Source organism: Cupriavidus sp. KK10 (genome assembly GCF_018223725.1).
Taxonomy (GTDB): domain Bacteria; phylum Pseudomonadota; class Gammaproteobacteria; order Burkholderiales; family Burkholderiaceae; genus Cupriavidus; species Cupriavidus necator.
On sequence record NZ_CP073678.1, the window covers coordinates 443,039 to 462,087 of the forward strand.

The 19,049-nt window shown below is 62.0% G+C and carries 17 protein-coding genes; 10 read left to right on the forward strand and 7 right to left on the reverse strand.

Annotated elements, in window-relative coordinates; all coding sequences use genetic code 11:
• Positions 1–56: 56 nt before the first annotated feature.
• Complete coding sequence (locus KB879_RS33335; protein WP_211983774.1) at positions 57–1,055, forward strand: tripartite tricarboxylate transporter substrate binding protein; 999 nt, start codon at positions 57–59, stop codon at positions 1,053–1,055.
• Between the two features lie 31 nt (positions 1,056–1,086).
• Positions 1,087–1,914 (forward strand): oxepin-CoA hydrolase, alternative type, encoded by an 828-nt coding sequence (locus KB879_RS33340; protein ID WP_211983776.1) that lies wholly within the window; start codon positions 1,087–1,089, stop codon positions 1,912–1,914.
• A gap of 414 nt (positions 1,915–2,328) precedes the next feature.
• On the opposite strand, the gene KB879_RS33345 is transcribed toward KB879_RS33340, so the two are convergent.
• The 4 genes from KB879_RS33345 to KB879_RS33360 form a co-directional block, all read right to left on the reverse strand.
• Positions 2,329–3,801 carry an efflux transporter outer membrane subunit gene (locus KB879_RS33345; RefSeq protein ID WP_211983778.1) on the reverse strand — a complete coding sequence of 491 codons (1,473 nt, stop codon included), beginning with the start codon at positions 3,799–3,801 and terminating at the stop codon, positions 2,329–2,331.
• 10 nt (positions 3,802–3,811) lie between these two features.
• Positions 3,812–7,021 carry an efflux RND transporter permease subunit gene (locus tag KB879_RS33350; RefSeq protein WP_211983780.1) on the reverse strand — a complete coding sequence of 1,070 codons (3,210 nt, stop codon included), beginning with the start codon at positions 7,019–7,021 and terminating at the stop codon, positions 3,812–3,814.
• A 9-nt stretch (positions 7,022–7,030) separates the two neighbouring features.
• On the reverse strand, positions 7,031–8,164 hold the full coding sequence (locus tag KB879_RS33355) for an efflux RND transporter periplasmic adaptor subunit (protein WP_211984344.1): 1,134 nt from the start codon (positions 8,162–8,164) through the stop codon (positions 7,031–7,033).
• A gap of 192 nt (positions 8,165–8,356) precedes the next feature.
• A complete protein-coding gene (locus tag KB879_RS33360) occupies positions 8,357–8,887 on the reverse strand; it encodes a carbonic anhydrase (RefSeq protein ID WP_211983782.1) in 531 nt (176 codons plus the stop codon).
• Positions 8,888–9,226: 339 nt separating this feature from the next.
• Between KB879_RS33360 and KB879_RS33365 the strand changes: the two genes are divergently transcribed.
• Entirely contained in the window at positions 9,227–10,135 is a 909-nt protein-coding gene (locus KB879_RS33365) for a LysR family transcriptional regulator (RefSeq protein ID WP_211983783.1), read from the forward strand.
• A gap of 127 nt (positions 10,136–10,262) precedes the next feature.
• Positions 10,263–10,664, forward strand: coding sequence for a hypothetical protein (locus KB879_RS33370; protein WP_371827466.1), 402 nt, complete (start codon positions 10,263–10,265; stop codon positions 10,662–10,664).
• A 226-nt stretch (positions 10,665–10,890) separates the two neighbouring features.
• Here the strand turns inward: KB879_RS33370 and KB879_RS33375 are convergent, their stop codons facing one another.
• A complete protein-coding gene (locus KB879_RS33375) occupies positions 10,891–12,084 on the reverse strand; it encodes an MFS transporter (protein ID WP_211983784.1) in 1,194 nt (397 codons plus the stop codon).
• Positions 12,085–12,302: 218 nt separating this feature from the next.
• Between KB879_RS33375 and KB879_RS33380 the strand changes: the two genes are divergently transcribed.
• Both KB879_RS33380 and KB879_RS33385 read left to right on the forward strand, forming a co-directional pair.
• Positions 12,303–13,855 (forward strand): IS3 family transposase gene (locus KB879_RS33380; protein WP_249221202.1). Its coding sequence is split into 2 segments (ribosomal slippage): positions 12,303–12,765 and positions 12,765–13,855, totalling 1,554 coding nucleotides; the frame shifts between segments, so codons are not numbered across the junction.
• 45 nt (positions 13,856–13,900) lie between these two features.
• Positions 13,901–14,374, forward strand: coding sequence for a helix-turn-helix domain-containing protein (locus KB879_RS33385; protein ID WP_211984348.1), 474 nt, complete (start codon positions 13,901–13,903; stop codon positions 14,372–14,374).
• A 66-nt stretch (positions 14,375–14,440) separates the two neighbouring features.
• On the opposite strand, the gene KB879_RS33390 is transcribed toward KB879_RS33385, so the two are convergent.
• On the reverse strand, positions 14,441–14,665 hold the full coding sequence (locus KB879_RS33390) for an alpha/beta fold hydrolase (RefSeq protein ID WP_211983785.1): 225 nt from the start codon (positions 14,663–14,665) through the stop codon (positions 14,441–14,443).
• Complete coding sequence (locus KB879_RS33395) at positions 14,666–15,688, reverse strand: GlxA family transcriptional regulator (RefSeq protein WP_211983786.1); 1,023 nt, start codon at positions 15,686–15,688, stop codon at positions 14,666–14,668. It abuts the gene before it with no gap.
• Positions 15,689–15,798: 110 nt separating this feature from the next.
• Here KB879_RS33395 and KB879_RS33400 point away from each other — a divergent pair, with 110 nt between their 5' ends.
• The 4 genes from KB879_RS33400 to KB879_RS33415 all read left to right on the forward strand — a co-directional run bounded on the left by KB879_RS33400 (position 15,799) and on the right by KB879_RS33415 (position 18,957).
• The gene (locus tag KB879_RS33400; RefSeq protein ID WP_371827467.1) at positions 15,799–16,299 is read left to right on the forward strand and encodes a MarR family winged helix-turn-helix transcriptional regulator; all 501 of its coding nucleotides are present in this window, start codon (positions 15,799–15,801) and stop codon (positions 16,297–16,299) included.
• Positions 16,300–16,379: 80 nt separating this feature from the next.
• A complete protein-coding gene (locus KB879_RS33405; RefSeq protein WP_211984352.1) occupies positions 16,380–17,372 on the forward strand; it encodes a carbon-nitrogen hydrolase family protein in 993 nt (330 codons plus the stop codon).
• Positions 17,320–18,456 (forward strand): alpha/beta fold hydrolase, encoded by a 1,137-nt coding sequence (locus KB879_RS33410; protein WP_249221492.1) that lies wholly within the window; start codon positions 17,320–17,322, stop codon positions 18,454–18,456. Before KB879_RS33405 ends, KB879_RS33410 begins: the two co-directional genes overlap by 53 nt.
• Positions 18,457–18,558: 102 nt before the next feature.
• Positions 18,559–18,957 carry a cupin domain-containing protein gene (locus tag KB879_RS33415; protein WP_211983787.1) on the forward strand — a complete coding sequence of 133 codons (399 nt, stop codon included), beginning with the start codon at positions 18,559–18,561 and terminating at the stop codon, positions 18,955–18,957.
• Positions 18,958–19,049 lie beyond the last annotated feature (92 nt).

Below are 19,049 nucleotides of genomic sequence, written 5' to 3' on the forward strand. Positions count from 1 at the left end.
CGCATCCATAACAAGAGGTGTGCTGCCGGCATGCATCAACCATGAAGGAGACAACCATGACCATCCAGATTTCCCGCAGGCGCCTCTTGCAGGCCACCTGCGGTGCCGTGCCGGCGTTGCTTGCCCCATCCTGGCTGCGGGCGGAAGCGCCCTATCCGAGCAAACCGGTTGTCGTCAAGGTCGCATTCCCCGCTGGCGGTCCGGCGGACGAATCGGTCCGTGCAGCGGCCGTCGTGATGAAGCGGACACTGGGGCAAAACGTCATTGCCGACAACCTTCCCGGCGCAAGCGGATCCATCTGCGCGATGAATGTGCTGCGCAGCGCGCCTGACGGCTACACCTTGCTGGGCACCACCGGTATCGACTTCCTGATCGCGCCGCTCACCATCCCATCGGCGAAGTACTCGCCGGACACATTCAGGCTGGCGGGCTTTAGCGGGATTTCGGACTTCATTCTGGTCTCCAACCCCTCGTTGCCGTTCAAGAGCGTCGACGAGATCATCGCCTATGCGAAGAATCCAAAGAACCGTCCGCTATCCCTGGCCCACTGGGGCCCCGGCTCGGCGCCACACCTAGTCGGCGCCGACTTCCAGGCGCGCACCGGCGCGCGCTTCCTGGAGGTGCCATACAAAGGCGCGGCCCCTGTCACCAGCGACATCGTCGGTTCACAGGTCGACCTGACGTTCATCCCGATGGGAGGCCCGACCTACGGGATGATCAAGTCCGGCCGCTTCAGGCCGATCGCGGTCGCCAGCAAGGGCCGGCATCCGTCGTTGCCCGACGTGCCCGCGCTCTCGGAGCGCAAGGACCTGGCCGACTTCGAATACAGCCAGTGGGCGGCCGTTCTGGCCCCGCCGAATACCCCGGACCCGGTGATGGCACGCGTGGTGGAGGCCATGAACGCCTGGGTGGCGAGCCCCGAGAACCGTACCCGCCGCACCGTCAACCTTCAGCGCGCGATTGAGCCGATGACGGTGGCTCAGGCGCAAGCCTTCCTCCGCAGCGAGCACGCCAAGCTGATCCGCATTGCCAGGAGCCTCAAGATCGCTGTCTGATTGGCCCTCGCCCACTTTTGGATATCACGTCATGACTACCTTCTCTTCGTTGCTGCAGCGCAAGGAAGACCGCGTACTGGTACTGACCATCAATAATCCCGGTAAACGCAACGCCATTGCGGCGGACCTCTATGACAACATCCGCACCGCATTGGCCGCCGCGGCGGATGATCCGGACATCGGCGCGATCGTGCTGACCGGCGCCGACAATTATTTCTGTGCAGGCGGCGACCTCGAACTGATCAGCAAGCGGCGGGGACTGAACTACGAAGCGCGCATCGAGCGCCTGGGGCATCTGCACGACGTGGTGTGCAAGCTGCGCGACTTTCCCAAGCCGATCGTTGCTGCGGTCGAAGGTGGTGCCGCAGGCGCGGGTTTCTCTCTCGCACTGGCCTGCGACCTCCTCGTGGCATCCGCCGACGCGGCCTTCTCGATCGCCTATGTCAAGGTCGGGCTGACACCCGACGGCGGCATCACGGGCCTGCTGGCCCAGAGCCTGTCGCGGCAATTGCTGACGCAGTTGGCACTTACTGGTGATCGCATTACGGCCGAACAATTGGAGCACCACGGGGTTGTCAACAAGCTGGCTGCGGCAGGACAGGCCGGCGCGGCGGCAATCACGCTGGCGGCGCGGCTTGCACAAGGGCCGCTGCATGCCATGGCTTCGATCAAGGCGCTGTGCCGGCATGCACACGAACGCACGCTTGACGACCAGTTGGAAGCCGAGCGGACCGCAATGGCGGTGGCGCAGGGGGGCGCGGAAGCCGCTGAAGGCATTGCCGCATTCCTTGGAAAGCGGCCCGCCGACTTTGCCAGTCTCCGCCGCGATGATGCGGCAAGCGGCACCGCCGCCGGCTGAAACAAGAGCATCCGTCACACCTTCCAAGGCTCACTCTCGCATTCGTTGGCACCTGCGACGGCATGCTGTCGGCCTCCGCTGTCGCGAGTCAAACCACCGAAAAAGAGATGCTGCTATGTCCGCTGTCATCCATTGCTACGGTACTCCTTCGATAAATGGCTCGGCGGTAAGATCACTCAGCACCTTCGTTATCGTCTCTTCAGGCGATGGTGTGCAAACCAGCGTTGCGTCGAGATCGAAGTCGTAAATTCCCATCCACCGGTATCGTTGCCTTTCTTCCGTCATGCTTGGCATATCGACCCGCAACAAGCCTTGGGGCAGTCCTCTGTTGCTCGCCGCTATGCCACTTCCTCGCACCGCCGCCTAGTCGCAAGCGCCCCGCGCAGACTGCTCTTTGCTGGCGCCGCTTGCTCCTTAGCCGGCGCCGGGCGCGTCTGCAGGACGCGGCGCTTCGCCTGATCGCTCGATCCACCCACCGCCGAGCGTGCGATACAGACCGACGAGGCTCGTCAGACGCTGCACCCGCGTAGTGATCAATGACTGACGCGACGCGTATAGGTCATTTTGCGCAGTCAAAACGGACAGATAGCTGTCTACGCCGCTCCGATACCGCAGTTGCGACAGTTCGAGCCTGCGTTGTTCGGCCAACGTGTCACGCTGACGGGCTTCGATCTCTTGATCGTATGTACCGCGTGCGGCAAGCCCGTCGGCCACTTCGCGAAATGCGGCCTGGATCGCCCTTTCGTATTGCGCGACCTGGATCTCCTTTCGTACCTCCGCGAGATCGAGGTTTGCCAGGTTTGTTCCGCCTTCGAAAATCGGTATGGAGATCTGTGGCCCAAAGGCCCAAGCCGCGGAACCTGGCTTGAACAGCCCGCCCAGCGACGGACTGAGCGTGCCGAAAGTGCCGGTCAGCGTAACCTTCGGAAAGAACGCGGCGCGCGCTGCGCCGATATTCGCATTCGCCGCCAGGAGGTTCTCTTCGGCTTCCATGATATCCGGCCGGCGGCTCAGCAGATCGGAGGGCAGGCCCGCTGGAATGTCCTCCAGCAAATCCTGGCTGTCGAGACCGGCGCCCGGCGCAAGATCCGAAGGCAATGGTTCGCCGATCAGGAGAACGAGCAAGTTCTCGGCCTGAGCGCGCGCACGTGCCTGGGCCTGCAGGCTCGCCTGCGCCTGGTCGACCACGGTCTGCGCCTGACGCAGATCGAGCTCGGAACCAGTGCCGTTGTCGAACTTCAACTGCGTGAGCCGATAGGAACCCTGCGCAGTATTGAGCGTATCCTGCGTCACCGCGATCAGCTCATCATAAGCGAGCATTGTCAGATACTGGTCCGCCACCTGGGAGACAAGTGAGAGCTCGGCCGCCTTGCGAGCCTGCGCCGTGGCGAGATATTGGGAGAGCGCCTGGTCCTTGAGACTTCGGATCCGACCAAACAAGTCGATCTCCCAAGACGCGTTCAGGCCGACGGAATATACGTCCGAAACTGTCTGCGACATCCGCGACAGGTCTGGCGGAGTGCGTTGTTTGCTCTGCGACGCCGCTGCGCCGACCGCTGGAAGCAATCCTGCTCGCGTGATCTGATATTGCGCGCGTGCAGCCTCGATGTTGAGGACTGCCACGCGCAAGTCGCGGTTGTTCCTCAGCGCGATCCCGATAAGTTGCTGCAGGCTCCGGTCGACGAAGAAGTCGCGCCAGCCTATATCCGGTGCCGCCTGTCCGTTCGCCGAGCGCTTGCCACTCGCTTCCGGCGACTGCGTCTGATAGACGCCGCCGTTCGGAAACGATGCCGACACCGGCGCATCCGGGCGGCGGTAGTGCGGCGCCATCGTGCACCCGGTGATCCAAAGCGCGACCACGATTGTCGCCAACGAAAGTTTTCGCATTCCACTATCCTCAACTGGCCGTATCAGCGTCGACACCAACCTTGATGCGCTCGCAGGAACCATCGGGTTGGTGCGGTTCGTCGTGCGGGTACGTTTGGGTCGATTTCCGCTTCTCACCGGAGAACTTCGAACGGACCACGACAAAGAACATGGGGATCATGAAAATGGCAAAGAAGGTCGCCGTCAGCATCCCGCCGATAACGCCCGTGCCAATCGCGTGTTGGCTTGCCGATCCTGCGCCAAGGCTGATGGCGAGCGGAAACACGCCGAGGATGAACGCCAGAGACGTCATCAAAATCGGACGCAGCCGCAAGCGGGACGCCTCGAGCGCCGCTGCCACGGGTCCCATGCCATGGGACTGCTGCAGTTCCCGCGCAAACTCCACGATCAGGATCGCGTTCTTCGCGGACAAGCCCACTGTGGTCAACAGACCCACCTGGAAGAACACGTCGTTCTCGAGTCCGCGCAGTGTCGTTGCCAGGAGTGCGCCGATCACGCCGAGCGGCACGACCAGGATCACCGAGAGCGGGATAGACCAGCTCTCATAGAGCGCCGCGAGACACAGAAACACGACGAGAACCGAGATGCCGTACAAGACTGTCGCCTGTGAACCGGACTCTATTTCCTGGAGCGACAGACCGGTCCATTCAAAGCCGACACCCTTCGGAAGTTGTGCCGCGATCTTCTCCATTGCGGCTATCGCCTGCCCTGTACTCTTGCCCGGCGCGGCCGCGCCCTGGATTTCGACCGCCGACACACCGTTGTAGCGTTCGAGCTTCGGCGACCCGTACGTCCAATGGCCGGTCGCGAACGCGCTGAAGGGCACCATCCCTCCCGAGGCGTTGCGCACATACCAGAGGTCAAGGTCTCCCGGCGACTTCCGGAACGGCGCATCGCCCTGCACATACACCTTCTTGATCCGGTTATCGGTATCGAGGAAGTTGTTCACGTAGTGCGATGCCCATGCGATCGAGAACGTCTGGTCGATGGCAGCCGGAGTGACACCGAGCGCCAGGGCCTTCTCCCGATCGATATCCACCTTGAACTGCGGTGTGTCGTTCAGGCCATTCGGCCGTACGCGCGCGAGCTCGGGGTCCTTCGCCGCGGGCTCAAGCAGTCGGTTGCGCGCCGCCATCAACACGTCGTGCCCCACACCGGCGCGGTCCTCGAGTTCGAAATCGAAGCCGGATGCCGTCCCCAGTTCAGGTATCGAGGGCGGGTTGATCGGTACGACCAATGCAGTCTTGTAAGGCGCGAACCGCGTGGCGAGTCGGGCGACCAGTGCTTGCGCAGTCTGATCGGCGCGTTGCCGCAGCGCATAATCCTTCAGGCGGATGAAGACAAGCGCAGAATTCTGGCCGCGCCCCGCGAAGCTGAAGCCGTTTACCGTGAACGCGGCCTCGACGATGCTCTTTTCGTCCTTGAGCAGATAGTCGGTAACATCCTTCAGGGTACGCGCGGTGGTTTCCTGGGTCGAACCGGCGGGCGTGCGGACCAGCACGTACAACGTTCCCTGATCCTCGTCCGGCAGGAACGACTTCGGCAGCTTCACGAACAGCAGGCCGACTGCGGCAATCACCGCGACATAGATGATGAGCCAGCGACCCGAGCGGCTGATCACATGAGACACACCGGCATGATACTGATCGCGGCTTCTGTCGAAGGTCCGGTTGAACCAGCCGAAGAAGCCAGTCTTTTCTTCGTGATGGCCTCGCGGAATCGGCTTCAGGATCGTCGCGCACAGCGCGGGCGTCAGGACCAGCGCAACCAGCACGGACAGCACCATCGCTGCCACGATGGTCAGGGAGAACTGCCGGTAGATTGCGCCCACCGAACCGCCCGAGAACGCCACCGGCACGAACACCGCCGACAGCACGAGCGCCACACCCACCAGCGCGCCAGTGATCTGTCTCATCGCCTTGCGCGTGGCCTCGCGCGGGGGCAGGCCCTCTTCCACCATGACCCGCTCGACGTTCTCGACCACGACGATCGCATCGTCCACCAGCAGGCCAATGGCGAGCACCAGGCCGAACATCGACAGCACGTTGATCGAGAATCCCACCGCAGCCATCACGGCAAACGTCCCCAGCAGCACCACGGGTACCGCGATTGTCGGGATCAGCGTGGCGCGCAGGTTCTGCAAGAACAGGTACATCACGAGAAACACGAGAACGATGCCCTCGAGCAGCGTCTTGACGACGTCCTCGATTGACAGCTTCACGAATGGCGTCGTGTCATACGGATACTTCACGACAAGACCGTGCGGAAAATACTTCGAGAGCTCGTCGATCTTCTGTCGCACGTCCTTTGCCGTCGCCAGGGCGTTCGCGCCGGTCGCGAGAGAGATGCCAACGCCTGCGGCAGGTTGGCCGTTGTATTTCGTTTCGATGTTAAAGTTTTCGCCGCCGAGTTCGACACGTCCCACATCCTTGATGCGGACCTGTGAGCCGTCCTTACTGACCTTCAGGAGAACGCTGCCGAACTGCTCCGGCGAGCGCAGCAACGTCGCCTCCGTAATGGTCGCCTGTAGCGCTTGGCCGGGAACAGAAGGCGTGCCGCCGAGCTGGCCGGAAGCCACTTGGACGTTCTGCGCCTGTAACGCCTGCTCGACGTCGACCGGGGTCAGCCCGAAGTCATCCAGCTTGTTTGGGTCCAGCCATACACGCATCGCGAACTGCGTGCCGCCAAGAAGTGTCACGGTGCCGACGCCGTTGATCCGGCTGATGGGATCCTGCACCTTCGAGGCTACATAGTTGGCAAGGTCATATTTGTTCATGCTCCCGTCTTCAGAGACAAAAGCGAGGGTCAGCAAAAAGCTGCTGCTCGACTTGGTGACCTTTGTCCCCAGTTGCTGAACCGCCTGCGGCAACAGTGGTGTCGCCAGAGACAACTTGTTCTGTACCTGCACCTGTGCGGTATCGGGATTTGTTCCGGCCGCAAACGTCAGCGTGGTGGTCGCGTTGCCGAAGTCGTCCGACTGGGACGAAATATAGAGCAAGTGATCGAGACCATTCATCTGCTGTTCGATCACCTGGGTAACGGTGTCTTCCACGGTCTTCGCGGACGCACCGGGGTAAGTCGCCGTGACCTGGATCGACGGCGGTGCGATCGTCGGATACTGCGCTACCGGCAGCTTGGAGAGCGACGCCGCACCCGCCAGCATCAGGATGATGGCAATGACCCAGGCAAAGATGGGACGATCAATAAAGAAATTGGCCATATGCGTCCCTTACCGCGCCGCAATGGTTTTCACGACCATGCCGGGGCGTACTTTCTCAGTCCCCTCCACGACTACGCGGTCTCCCGCCTTCAGGCCGCTTTCGACAATCCAGTTTGTTCCGGAAGTCGATGACGCCACGACCTGACGCAACAGCACCTTGCTATCCTGGCCGACGACAAGCGCCGTTGCGTGGCCCTTCTGATCATGGGTGATGCCGATTTGCGGCACCAGGTACGCGTCCTGTCTTAAGCCCTCCTGAATGCGCGCGCGCACGAACATGCCCGGCAGCAGAACATGGTTCGGGTTGGGGAAAATCGCGCGGATCGTCACCGATCCGGTGGTCTGATCGACGGTTACATCCGAGAATTGCAATTTGCCTTGCAATGGGTAAGCGCGCCCATCTTCGAGGGTAAGCGTAACCGCAGCGGCATTCGGTCCGGCTGTGTCAAGCTTCCCTTCTGCGAATTCGCGGCGCAGTCGCAAGCCGTCGACACTCGATTGCGTCAGGTCCACGTACATCGGATCCAGTTGCTGGACCGTCGCCATCAGCGTCGCCTGACTCGTCTGCACATACGCGCCGGGTGTCACTTGCGAGATGCCGACCCGGCCTGAGATCGGCGATATCACGTCCGTGTAGTGGAGATTGATCTGCGCTGTTTCGACCGCTGCCTTCGCCGCGGCCACTTCGGCTGCAGCTTGCCCGGCCGCTGCCACCGCGTTGTCATATTCCTGCTTGCTGATGGCATTTGCGGCCACCAGTGGTTTATCACGCTCCGCGAGGGCGGCGGCGGCGGCGGCATTTGCCCTGGCCTTCGCGAGCGACGCCTTTGCGCTGTTCGACGCGGCGATGTATGGCGCCGGGTCGATCTTGTAGAGGCGTTGCCCTTCCTTGACATCCTCACCTTCGTTAAATCCGCGGTGCTGCACAATCCCATCGACGCGTGCCCGAACCTGTGCGACAAGAAAGGCGTTCGTGCGGCCAGGCAGTTCGGTTGTCGTTGCGATCGCTTGCGGCGCGACCGCAATCACGCCCACTTCTGGCAGAGCTGGTGGATGCACTGGCGGCTTTTGCCCGCATGCGGCCAAGGCCAGCGTTCCCGCCACCGCGCCTGCCACTTCAATCCTTATCCATGTGACATTCATAATCAACGTGTACAAGTAGCCAAAATTCAGATGCCGGCAGGCGGCCAGCGAGACTTTGCGTTGGCGAACGGAAACTGCGACATCACGTTCCCCAATACAGTGTTATTCCCTGGCAGCGCTACGCACTTGCCTGACTGCATAGAGTCGTGAGGGGCACATAGAGAAGCCTGGGCCCGGGCCGCTCTCAGCCGCTCAGAGACGCGAGGGTGGAACAACTACCTCGACCTTGCCGGTTGCAACGTCGTACACGAGACCCGAGACCGTGTAGCCGCCGGAAACAGCAGGGCCTGCCCTGAGCGCCGCCACATCGAGCGCTACTGCCTTGTACGGGTCGTTAATTTCAAGCGTATCGAGTTCATCAGTCTTGACGCCCATATGTTTAGCCAGCAGCTCTGGCTCATGGCAGTAGCAGTGCTTGATGCCGCAGTCCGTATGGTGCAAGACGATGAGATTCGAGTCGGGACCGCTGTTGCCGCCTGCCGCATGCTTGACCGTGCGCAGAATCTGGAGCGTCTCGGACAGCGCCGGAGTCACCCGGCCGCCGACGTTGCGGAAAATCGCCGCTTCGCCCGGCGCGAGCTTGAGAATATCCATAGGGTCAACGCGCGGGTCGACGCACCCGATAATGAGCGACTTACTTGTCGGCATCATTCGGAGCGTCGGGTTGAAGCCACGGTCGGCAAACTCAACGTTCCGCCGCATCAGCGTGTCAAGATAGTCCATGTCGCTTTCCCCGGTTTGAGCAGTGAAACAGCTTCGCTGTCATGACAGTAGCTCCTAAGAATTCACATTGGGCGGAACGCTCACGACTTGTGTCGTGGTCGCTGCGTTGGAATGAATGATGGGGTTGCTGCGCCGGTACCGGTAGCCCCAGATTTCATCTAACATTTATGCTGAGGCAGCATAGGTCGGCTGCGGACTACGACGACATCGCAAACGCCCAAGCAAACCCAGAGTCTCTCCGGACAGGGTGTGCGCTGATTGCCCGCAATCTGTGCTGGGTTGATATGAGGTTGCGCGCTCTTTTCCGGGCAGCGGCACCTTAGAGGAAAGGGACGAGTCTTGAAAGACCTTCTTACGCTGAGGCTCTACACCCGCGTCGCGCGGCTCGGCAGCTTTTCTGCCGCAGCGCGGGAAGCGCGCCTTGCCCAGTCGCAGGTTTCGCGGATGATCGCGGAACTTGAGGCAAACCTCGGCGTGCGGCTGCTCACGCGTACGACTCGCGCCGTTGTCCCGACTGAGGCGGGGCTTGAGTTTCTTGCGCGCTTGGACCCTGCTCTGGCCGCAATCGAGGACGCCCAGAACAGTGTGCGCGATACGGGCGAGCTTCGGGGATTGCTTCGTGTCGGAATGCCCTCAACGATGGGCATGCGCGTCATCATGCCCAGATTGTCACCATTTATCGAGCGGCATCCTCAGCTTCGCGTCGAGCTCCTCCTCGACGACCGCGGCAAGGACTTGGTGCGCGATGCAGTCGACGTTGGAATCCGGGTGGGCAATCTCCCCGACGCGTCTGGGACCAGAAGGCTGCTGGGCATCATGCAGCGGGTTTTCGTCGCATCACCAGCTTACGTTGCGCGCCACGGCACGCCCAAAGAGCCGTCGGACCTGGAGAAGCATCGAATCGTTACCGGGCCGATCGCGCCGAACTCAAGGTCATGGAAGTTTGAGCGCGACGGAAAAACTGTGTCGGTTGAGGTGGAGCCCCATTTTGCAACGAATGACACGGCGGGAGCGCTTGCTGCGGCGGCTAGCGGCCTCGGTATTACGCCCACAACTTCGTGGGCTTGCCGTCGGGAGGTACAAAGCGGCGAACTATTGCTCATGTTGTCAGACTGGAAGACGGCGGAACTCCCCGTTCAAGCCTATTTCCCGATGGGACGAGCGACTCGCAAGGCCGCCCGTGCGTTCGTTGACTTTATCGCGGCGGAACTTAAAGCCGACCCGCTCCTTGTTCGTCCGCCGGCATAGGCCAACTAGCTTCGTCTCTCCTCTTTGGCCGTGCGTGGTGAACTCGTCTTGCGTATATTGAATGTGGTCTTAAACTAGGCGGAGGCTCACGACAATCGCCCCCGGACCAAGGCGAAAAGGACAGAACATGGTTAAATGCCTTCTTAACCTGGCGGCGGCGGCAGTTCTGGTTGCATCGGTCGGAGTCTCTACGGCGCAAACCAATCCGATGGCAACTACGCCGACGACGAAGATATTGGCTATTGGCACCTTCCCGCCAGGCACGGACATGCAACTTGTCCAACGCATTCTTCCGACCGAGGTTCGCGAGACCGCCCGGCTCTACCTCGAAGGCAAGATTGACCAGTGGTATTCACTGGAAGACCGGGCTGGGGTTGCGTTCATCCTGAACGTTACGGACGTGAGCCGGGCGCATGAAATGCTTGAGGCATTGCCCTTGGGGAAAGAGCACTTGATGACATTCTCGCTCCTTCCGATTGGCCCACTGAATCCGTTGCGTCAGCTTCTTAATCCGCCTTCCGCTCAGTAGAAAGACAACTCGCACGTGCTTGGGTCGTCGGCTTTGGGATGACCTAGATGAGGCCTGCAACCGCTCGACGCACTCGCAAGACGTCGCTGATAGCGGTCCCACTTATTGGCTTCAAGGTTTGGGCTTCATCCAGGCGATTAATTGCGTTGGCAGATTCATCGGCCCATCATCGGTGATTCGATTAGACGGCGCGCCGCGCGTGGCTGTTGGGTTCCCCTCCTGGGCTTCAGCGCGCCGTGCCGGATGTTGCGGCGACCACGCCGGCCGGTTGCCCATCCGGCCGGGCGATCCGCTGCCGCGCCCATTCGGCGACCGACAGTGCCACCGCCAGAAAGACCGCGCCCACGAGGCCAAGGGCATGACGGTCGAACCAGGTGATGGCCGCGCCGCCGATGACGCCGGACATCGATACGCCGACATAGATCGCCGCCGAATTCAGCCCCAACAGCAGCGGCGCGGCGGCCGGCGTGATGCTGATGAGCCGGTGCTGCTGCGGTACCAGCACGCCCCAGCCGCACACGCCCCAGACGATGAGCGCGGGGACGGCGGTCACCAGCGATGCCGACGTCAGGGGCAGCAGCGCGAAGTCGATGACCAGCGCGGCGATCGCGACGTTGATGATGCGGCGGCTGCCGTAGCGATCGGTCAGCCGGCCGGCGGCGAGGTTGCCGGCGGTCGCCGCCACGCCCCACAGCAGCAGCAGGCCTGCCAGCACACGCGAGTCGCCGCCGGTGGCCCGGTCGAAACTCAGGCCGATGTAGGTGTAGACCAGGAAGAGGCCCCCATAGACCAGCCAGGTGGTCAGTAGCGTCAGCAACACGCGCGAATCCGCCAGCGGCGCGAGACGGCGCGACAGGCTGACCGCCGGCGGCGTCGGGATCTCCGGCAGACGCCACGCCACGCCCAGTCCGGCCAGCGTGCCGACGGCGGCCACGAACCACATCGTCGCGCGCCAGTCCAGCGCGCCGCCGATGAAAGTGCCCAGCGGCGCGCCCAAAGCTGTCGCGCTGGACAACCCGCCGATCACGATGGCGAGCGCCCGCCCGCGCTGCTCTGGCGGCACCAGCGACGCCCCGGCGGCGGTCGCGGTCGGACTGAACATGGCCGCGCCGAGGCCTGCGATCAGGCGGCTGGCCAGCACGAGTTCGATGTTCGGCGCCAGGGCGGTCACGACGTTGCCCACCACGAACACGGCGAGGCCGGCGAGCAGCAAGCGCTTGCGCGGCCAGTGGGCTGCCGCCGCGGCGATGACGGGCGACAGCAGTGCATAGCTCATCGCATACAGCGTGACCATCTGGCCGGCCAGCGCCACCGATATGCCAAGCGAGGCCGAGACCTGCGACAGCACGCCGGCAACAACGAAGCTGTCCGTGCCGATCGCGAACATGCCGCTGGCCAGGACGATAAGACGTTTATCCATGTTAGGGTCCTTCGCGGCACATCCGGTGCCGCCCATTGGGGAAGTGGGTCGATCTTGGAAGTTTCGTGACGAAACTTACGATAGCGCATTAAGTTGCATCACGCAACTTTCTCATCTAAGATGCGGTTCATGTACCGCAAGACCCCCCGGCGTCAGGATAGATGTCACGTCACCTGATTCTTAGAGACGAAGACCGGGGGCGGTAAAATCAGGGGTAAATGAAAGCCTACTCAGCAGAAAGAAAGGAAGCGCTGGTTCGTCGCATGATGCCGCCAGAAAACGCGCTGGTTTCAGCGTTGGCCAGGGAAACGGGGATTACCGAGCAGACGTTGTACACGTGGCGCCGACAGGCGAAAGGAAAGGGGCTGGTCGTGCCGGGCGATGGGAAGAATCCCGAAGGATGGTCTTCGGAAGACAAGTTTGCGGTGGTGCTGGAAACCGCCCCGTTCAATGCCGCGGAGCTGGCCGAGTACTGCCGGCGAAAGGGTCTTTATCCCGAACAGATCGCCGCCTGGCGGGCCGCATGTCTGACAGCCAATGCGAACGCTGCGGAGCAGGCGCGCGAGCAGCGGCATCAGTCGAAAGACGACAGGAAACGCATCCAGCAGCTCGAGAAGGAATTACAGCGCAAGGAGAAAGCGCTGGCGGAAGCGGCTGCGCTGCTGATTCTGAGAAAAAAAGCCCAGGCGATTTGGGGAAACAAAGAGGACGATTGATCAACGTCCCGGATCGCCTGTTATGTGTATCGTTGATTCGCGAGGCGGCGCAGTCCGGCTGTCGGTTGGAGAAGGCTTGCAAAGAGCTGGGCGTGAGCCTGCGCACGTTCCAGCGCTGGGTGGCTGACGGCGACGCAGTGCCGGCCGATCGCCGCACGACGACCGTGCGGCCGGCGCCGGGCAACAAACTGAGCGACACCGAACGGCAACAGATTCTTGAGGTTGCCAACAGTGAGGAGTTTGCCAGCCTGCCGCCCAGCCAGATCGTGCCGGGTCTGGCGGACCGCGGCGTGTACCTCGCGTCGGAGTCGAGCTTTTACCGTGTGCTGCGCAGCGTTTCGCAGCAGCACCACCGGGGTCGTGCGCGCCAACCCTCGGCTCGGGTGGTGACCAGTCATTGTGCGACGGCGCCGAACCAGGTCTGGTCGTGGGACATCACGTGGCTGCCGTCGGCGGTCAAGGGACGGTATTACTACTGGTACATGATGCTGGACGTGTTCAGCCGCAAGATTGTCGGTCACGAAGTGCATGAGGCGGAATCGGCGGAACTGGCCGCGCTGCTGATGCGGCGTGCCAGTCTGGCCGAGAGCCTGGCGGGACGTCCGCTGGTGCTGCACTCGGATAACGGCAGCCCGATGAAAGGCGCGACGATGCTCGCCACCCTGGAAAACCTGGGGGTGGTGGCGTCGTTCAGCCGGCCGCGCGTGAGCAACGACAACCCGTACGCCGAGTCGCTGTTCCGCACTTGCAAGTACCGGCCTGACTACCCACGCAGGCCCTTTGGCAGTGTCGATGAGGCCCGTGCCTGGACGAAGAAGTTCGTGCGTTGGTACAACCACGAGCACAAGCACAGCGGCCTGAAATTCGTCACGCCGGCGCAGCGTCATAACGGTGTAGCCGCTGCTGTGCTCGCGCAGCGCAAGGGCGTGTACGCAGAGGCCAAGGCGCGCAATCCGCAGCGTTGGTCTCGATCGACGCGCAATTGGGAGCTGGAGAACGAAGTCTGGCTCAATCCGGAGCGGATGCAGCCGCAAGAACTAAAGCAGTCCGCATGAAGTGACGCGTCAACTATCTTGACAACCGCCGAGACTTTCACAGGCATGAACTGCTCCGTGGCTGGTGCGCTGGAGCAGATCGGCGAATGGTGGAGCCTGCTCATCGTGCGCGAGTGCATGATGGGCACGACGCGCTTTGACGACTTCCAGCAGCGCCTTGGGATCGCGCGAAACGTGCTGACCACGCGACTGAACACGCTGATCGAGCACGGTGTGCTTGTGAAGGTGGTAGCCGAGGGCAACGAGCGGCGCACCGAGTACCGGCTGACGGAAAAGGGTGAGGCGCTCTATCCGATCATCGTGGGGCTGATGCAATGGGGCGACGAATGGTGCGGTGCGCGGCGGCCGCCCATCCGTCTCGTCGAGGACAGCACCGGCGAACCGGTCGAACCGGTGTGCCTGCGCGTGGGTCCGCGCAGGCTGGGCTTGCGCGACGTGCGCCTTGAAGCCGGTGAGGGCGCGACGCAGCGAACGGCCGAGATGATCGAAGCGCGCAACAAGGCCATTCTCGGCAAGTAATCAGGCAACTCACGGCCGGTGAAGCCGCCGGCCAGACGCATCCGGCGGCTGCTCCGGCATCAGTCGCTACTTCCCATCGAACGCGCCGCGCACCTCGGCAATGGTTGTTTCCTTGCTTTGCAGGTGCGGATAGTGGCCGATGTTCGGCAGCACTTCGAATTCCAGGCCGGCGCGCTTCGCCAGTTCCTCACCCATCTCTTTCTTGATATAGACGCCCTGCTCGCCCCAGATCAGCTTGACAGATTCTGTTCGTCGTCGATGATCACGCGGACCGCTTTTTGATTTCTCCAATCAAGACGGCAGGCGAGGCGCGTCGTCGCCGGCGGGGCGCGCAAAACGCATTTGATACGCACTGGGCGAGAGACCGGTCTTACGTTTGAATAGTTGCCTGAATGTGCTGGTATCCCCGTAGCCGACGCGCTCACTAACCATTTCAAGCGTAATGGGCCGGGTTTCCAGCAACTGCTTGGCCACTTCGATGCGAAGATTCTGTAAATACTCCAGGGGTGCAAGGCCAATCGCCTCCTTGAAGTGGCGATTGAGCGTACGCTCGCTGACTGCAAGCCATGCAGCGAGTTCGCTTAGCCGACAGCCCTTTGCAAGCGTTGCCTCCATGCGCTGCTGCGCGCGCGCAACCAGGGCGTCGGTATGACCATGTTCGCCGAGCAGCGTCGCGTAGGAAGCCTGGGAGGTGCGGCTCACGTCGATCAACAGCGCCTTGGCGGTCGTCAGTGCGAGTTTCTCGCCGGCGAACATTTCCACCAGCCGCACTGCCAGGTTGAGATAGGACGTCACCGAACCGCCCGAGACAATGCCGTCTTGCCCGGTCAGCACTTCCCGGGCCCGTAGTTCGACACGGGGATAGCGCCGCGCAAAGTCAGCCGCCTTGGCCCAGTGTGTCGTGGCAACACGTTGGTCCAGCAACCCCGCCTCGGCAAGCAGATAGTTGCCAGTGCAGTAGGCGGCCAGCACGGCGCCGGCTTTGTGTTGACGACGTAGCGCAGAAGACAGCGTGGCAAGCCGCTCCCGGCCGCCCACGAAGTCGTCCATGCTGGTGAAGAAGGGGGCTGTCAGCAGCACCACATCGGCACGTTTGCGTGCGTCGATCTTGCCGTCGACCGCGATGCTCTGGCCCGAAGCCGTCCTGACCGGTTGACCGTCAAGCGATTCCACGCGCCACGCGAACTTTGGCAAGGAGCCGCCCGGCATGCTTTCCCGGGCACCTAGAAGGTTGGCCGCATTGAACACGTCGATGGGGCCTGCGACGCCGGAGGCAAGAATGCCGTCATAGACCCAGATCCGGATGGTAATCATTCGTGCGGCCTGTCTTATATCCCTCGAATCATGGCAATACTGCCACTTCCGAGGTATCCCGTAAAGCCCGATGATCGCCACATCCAAGCAGCCGGGAAAGGAGTAGCACCATGCCAATGATCGACGCACTATGGCAGGAAAGCGCCCTGTCGGCCAAGGCGGAAGCGCGACTGGTCAATGAAACCAGCCGCGATATCGCGCACAGGTGTCTGCTGACGCGCACGCGACAGATTTCCCGGGTCATGACAACGCTCTATGACCAGGCCCTTCGCCCCTTCGACATCCATGCGCCGCAGTTCTCGTTACTGGTGCTCATCATGGAATTCGGCCCGATCAGTCGCGCAGACCTCGGGCGCCGGAATTATCAGGATAGGTCGACGCTGACCAGAAACCTGCAGCCGCTCATTGCGCAGGGATGGGTTTGCGAAGGGCCCCCTGAAGAAGGTGGTCGCCTGCGTCCCCTCTCGCTCGCAGCAAAAGGCAAGGAACTCCTCCGTGGCGCGACACCCGCCTGGTCAGCCGCCCAGGAAAAAGCCCATGCGCTGATGGGCGAAGCTGGCGCCACCGCCATCATGGACATCGCAAGCGCCCTGCCGCGACGTCTGATCTGATTATTTTGTTCGCGATGTTGCATATGCAATGTCGCTCATCAGGGTATTTCGTACCCTTATCCAGCCGCAAAGGAATTGCCATGAAAGTTATCAAAGCTGCCGCAGTGCAGATCAGCCCTGTCCTCTACAGCCGCGAGGCAACCGTCGAGAAAGTCGTGCGGAAGATCCTCGAGCTTGGTGAGAAAGGGGTGCAGTTCGCCACGTTTCCGGAGACCGTGGTGCCTTACTACCCGTACTTTTCCGCGGTCCAGTCGGGCATTGAGCTTCTGTCCGGAAAAGGGCACCTCAGGTTGCTTGAGCAGTCCGTGACAGTGCCCTCCCCCGCCACGGTCGCAATCGGCGAGGCAGCCCGTCAGGCAGGTATGGTGGTGTCCATTGGCGTGAATGAGCGTGACGGCGGCACCATTTACAACACGCAGTTGCTCTTCGATGCCGATGGCACATTGATCCAGCGCCGCCGCAAGATCACGCCGACCCATTTCGAACGCATGATCTGGGGCCAGGGCGACGGATGGGGCCTGCGCGCCGTCGACAGCAAGGTCGGGCGCATTGGCCAGCTCGCCTGCTTTGAGCACAACAACCCGCTCATCCGCTACGCGATGATTGCCGATGGCGAGCAGATCCATTCGGCCATGTATCCGGGTTCGGCCTTTGGCGAAGGGTTTGCCCAACGCATGGAAATCAATATCCGCCAGCATGCCCTGGAATCCGGCGCCTTCGTCGTCAACGCCACGGCCTGGCTCGACGCCGACCAGCAGGCGCAGATCATGAAGGATACGGGCTGTGCAATCGGTCCGATCTCTGGCGGTTGCTTTACTGCGATTGTGGCCCCCGACGGCATGCTGATCGGCGAACCGCTGCGCTCGGGTGAGGGCGAGGTCATCGCCGATCTCGATTTCTCGCAGATCGACCGCCGCAAGATGCTGATGGATGCGGCCGGCCATTACAACCGGCCAGAGCTGCTCAGTCTGATGATCGACCGTACGCCTGCCGCGCACGTGCACGAACGCACGGCGTCCCTTGCGCCTGCCGCCGAGCAAAGCCCCAACGATCCACCCGCCACGGTTGCCTGACCGCCCCACTCAGCATCCTCTGGAGATAGCCTTGAATGCCTCCCTTGCCAAGTTCGCCATTGCAGGCGTCACGATTTCCGCGCTGTTGACGGCCGCGCCGCCAAGTATGGCACAGCCGCTCGATAGGGCTCATACGACATCACCCGCCGCATGGAAGGCTGGCGCGGCACGCAAGGCTGACGTCTCGGACGCCGCGCTGGCAAAGTCGCTGCCCGGATTCCGCAACGCCTATGCCGACGTCAATGGCGTCCGACTTCACTACGTCGCAGGCGGCAAGGGCGATCCGCTGGTATTGCTGCCGGGCTGGCCGGAAACGTGGTGGACCTTCCACAAGATCATGCCGGCACTGGCCGAGCACTACACCATCATTGCCGTGGACCTGCGGGGCATGGGCGGCTCGTCGAAGCCTGCCGACGGCTACGACAAGAAGACGATGGCCAATGATATCCACGCGCTGGTGCAGTCGCTTGGTTATGACAAGGTCCATATCGCCGGTCATGACATCGGCTCGGCCGTCGCCTTCGCCTACGGCGCGAACTTCCCCCAAGCCACCGGCAAGCTGATGATGCTGGAACTGCCTCACCCCGACGAAAGCCTGCTGACGTTCCCGCTGCTGCCAGCGCAGGGGACGTTCACCGACAAGCTCGACTTCGCGCACCCGTACCTGTGGTGGTTTGCCTTCAACCAGATCAAGGGACTACCCGAGCAGGTGCTCGCCGGCCACATTCGCGCCGAGCAGGACTGGCTTTTCAAGTACTTCCTCGTGGATGAATCCGCGATCGATGCGCGAGACCGTGCCGTGTACGAACGCGCCTACAACACCGCCGACGCCATCCGAGCCAGCAACGGCTGGTATCAAACGCTGACGCAGGACATCGCCGACAGCAAGGGTTACGGCAAGCTAGAGATGCCGGTGCTCGCGGTTGGCGGCCCGGCGTACCGATGGATGAACAAAGTCATCCCGCCAAAGGCTTCCAACGTCACAACCCTGCATCTCGAGAACACCGGCCATTTCCTGCAGGAAGAGCGCCCGGAACTCGTCGCCGCGGCGATGACCGAGTTTCTGCAGCACGATCGCCAATAAAAGCGTTCATTACCACCCTCAAATTTGACCATTGACGAAGTCACTGCCGCCAGCGCCATCGGAAGCGTCGGCCACAACGTCACAACGTGAAGGAATCTCCAAATGAAATCGAAGCGAATCATAGCTGCCGTGCTGCTCGCCGGCATGGGTCTACTGCAGGCCGCACAGGCGCAATCGGCAGAAGTACACCGCACGGATCTCGTCCAGCAAGAACTTAGCGCGCCGGGCCTCGAAGGCATCCAGGTCCGCGTGGACTTTGATCCTGGCGCATTTGCCTCGAAGCATACACACCCCGGCGAAGAGATCGCCCATGTCCTCCAGGGGACGTTGGAGTATCAGCTCGGAGACCAGCCGCCCGTCACGCTGAAGGCCGGCGACTCCCTGTTCATTCCGGCGGGGGCGGCGCATTCGGCCAGAAATGTCGGCAGCGGACAGGCCTCCGAACTGGCGACCTATGTCGTCAGAAAGGGCGCACCGCTCGTGGCACCAGCCAAGCCATGAAATCAACACCTGGAGCAGGTGGCACACATGAAAAAGCGGACAGCATCTGCTGGCTCACTTATGCCACCGGGCGCGCTATCTTGAACTCCAAC

Bases quoted from the DNA above. Each gene is read 5' to 3' on its own strand.
- KB879_RS33340 (WP_211983776.1), top strand. From the start codon at position 1,087: ATGACTACCTTCTCTTCGTTGCTGCAGCGCAAGGAAGACCGCGTACTG.
- KB879_RS33415 (WP_211983787.1), top strand. From the start codon at position 18,559: ATGAAATCGAAGCGAATCATAGCTGCCGTGCTGCTCGCCGGCATGGGT.
- KB879_RS33400 (WP_371827467.1), top strand. From the start codon at position 15,799: ATGCCAATGATCGACGCACTATGGCAGGAAAGCGCCCTGTCGGCCAAG.
- KB879_RS33355 (WP_211984344.1), bottom strand. From the start codon at position 8,164: ATGAATGTCACATGGATAAGGATTGAAGTGGCAGGCGCGGTGGCGGGA.
- KB879_RS33350 (WP_211983780.1), bottom strand. From the start codon at position 7,021: ATGGCCAATTTCTTTATTGATCGTCCCATCTTTGCCTGGGTCATTGCC.
- KB879_RS33375 (WP_211983784.1), bottom strand. From the start codon at position 12,084: ATGGATAAACGTCTTATCGTCCTGGCCAGCGGCATGTTCGCGATCGGC.
- KB879_RS33370 (WP_371827466.1), top strand. From the start codon at position 10,263: ATGGTTAAATGCCTTCTTAACCTGGCGGCGGCGGCAGTTCTGGTTGCA.
- KB879_RS33335 (WP_211983774.1), top strand. From the start codon at position 57: ATGACCATCCAGATTTCCCGCAGGCGCCTCTTGCAGGCCACCTGCGGT.
- KB879_RS33385 (WP_211984348.1), top strand. From the start codon at position 13,901: ATGAACTGCTCCGTGGCTGGTGCGCTGGAGCAGATCGGCGAATGGTGG.
- KB879_RS33360 (WP_211983782.1), bottom strand. From the start codon at position 8,887: ATGGACTATCTTGACACGCTGATGCGGCGGAACGTTGAGTTTGCCGAC.
- KB879_RS33395 (WP_211983786.1), bottom strand. From the start codon at position 15,688: ATGATTACCATCCGGATCTGGGTCTATGACGGCATTCTTGCCTCCGGC.
- KB879_RS33345 (WP_211983778.1), bottom strand. From the start codon at position 3,801: ATGCGAAAACTTTCGTTGGCGACAATCGTGGTCGCGCTTTGGATCACC.
- KB879_RS33405 (WP_211984352.1), top strand. From the start codon at position 16,380: ATGAAAGTTATCAAAGCTGCCGCAGTGCAGATCAGCCCTGTCCTCTAC.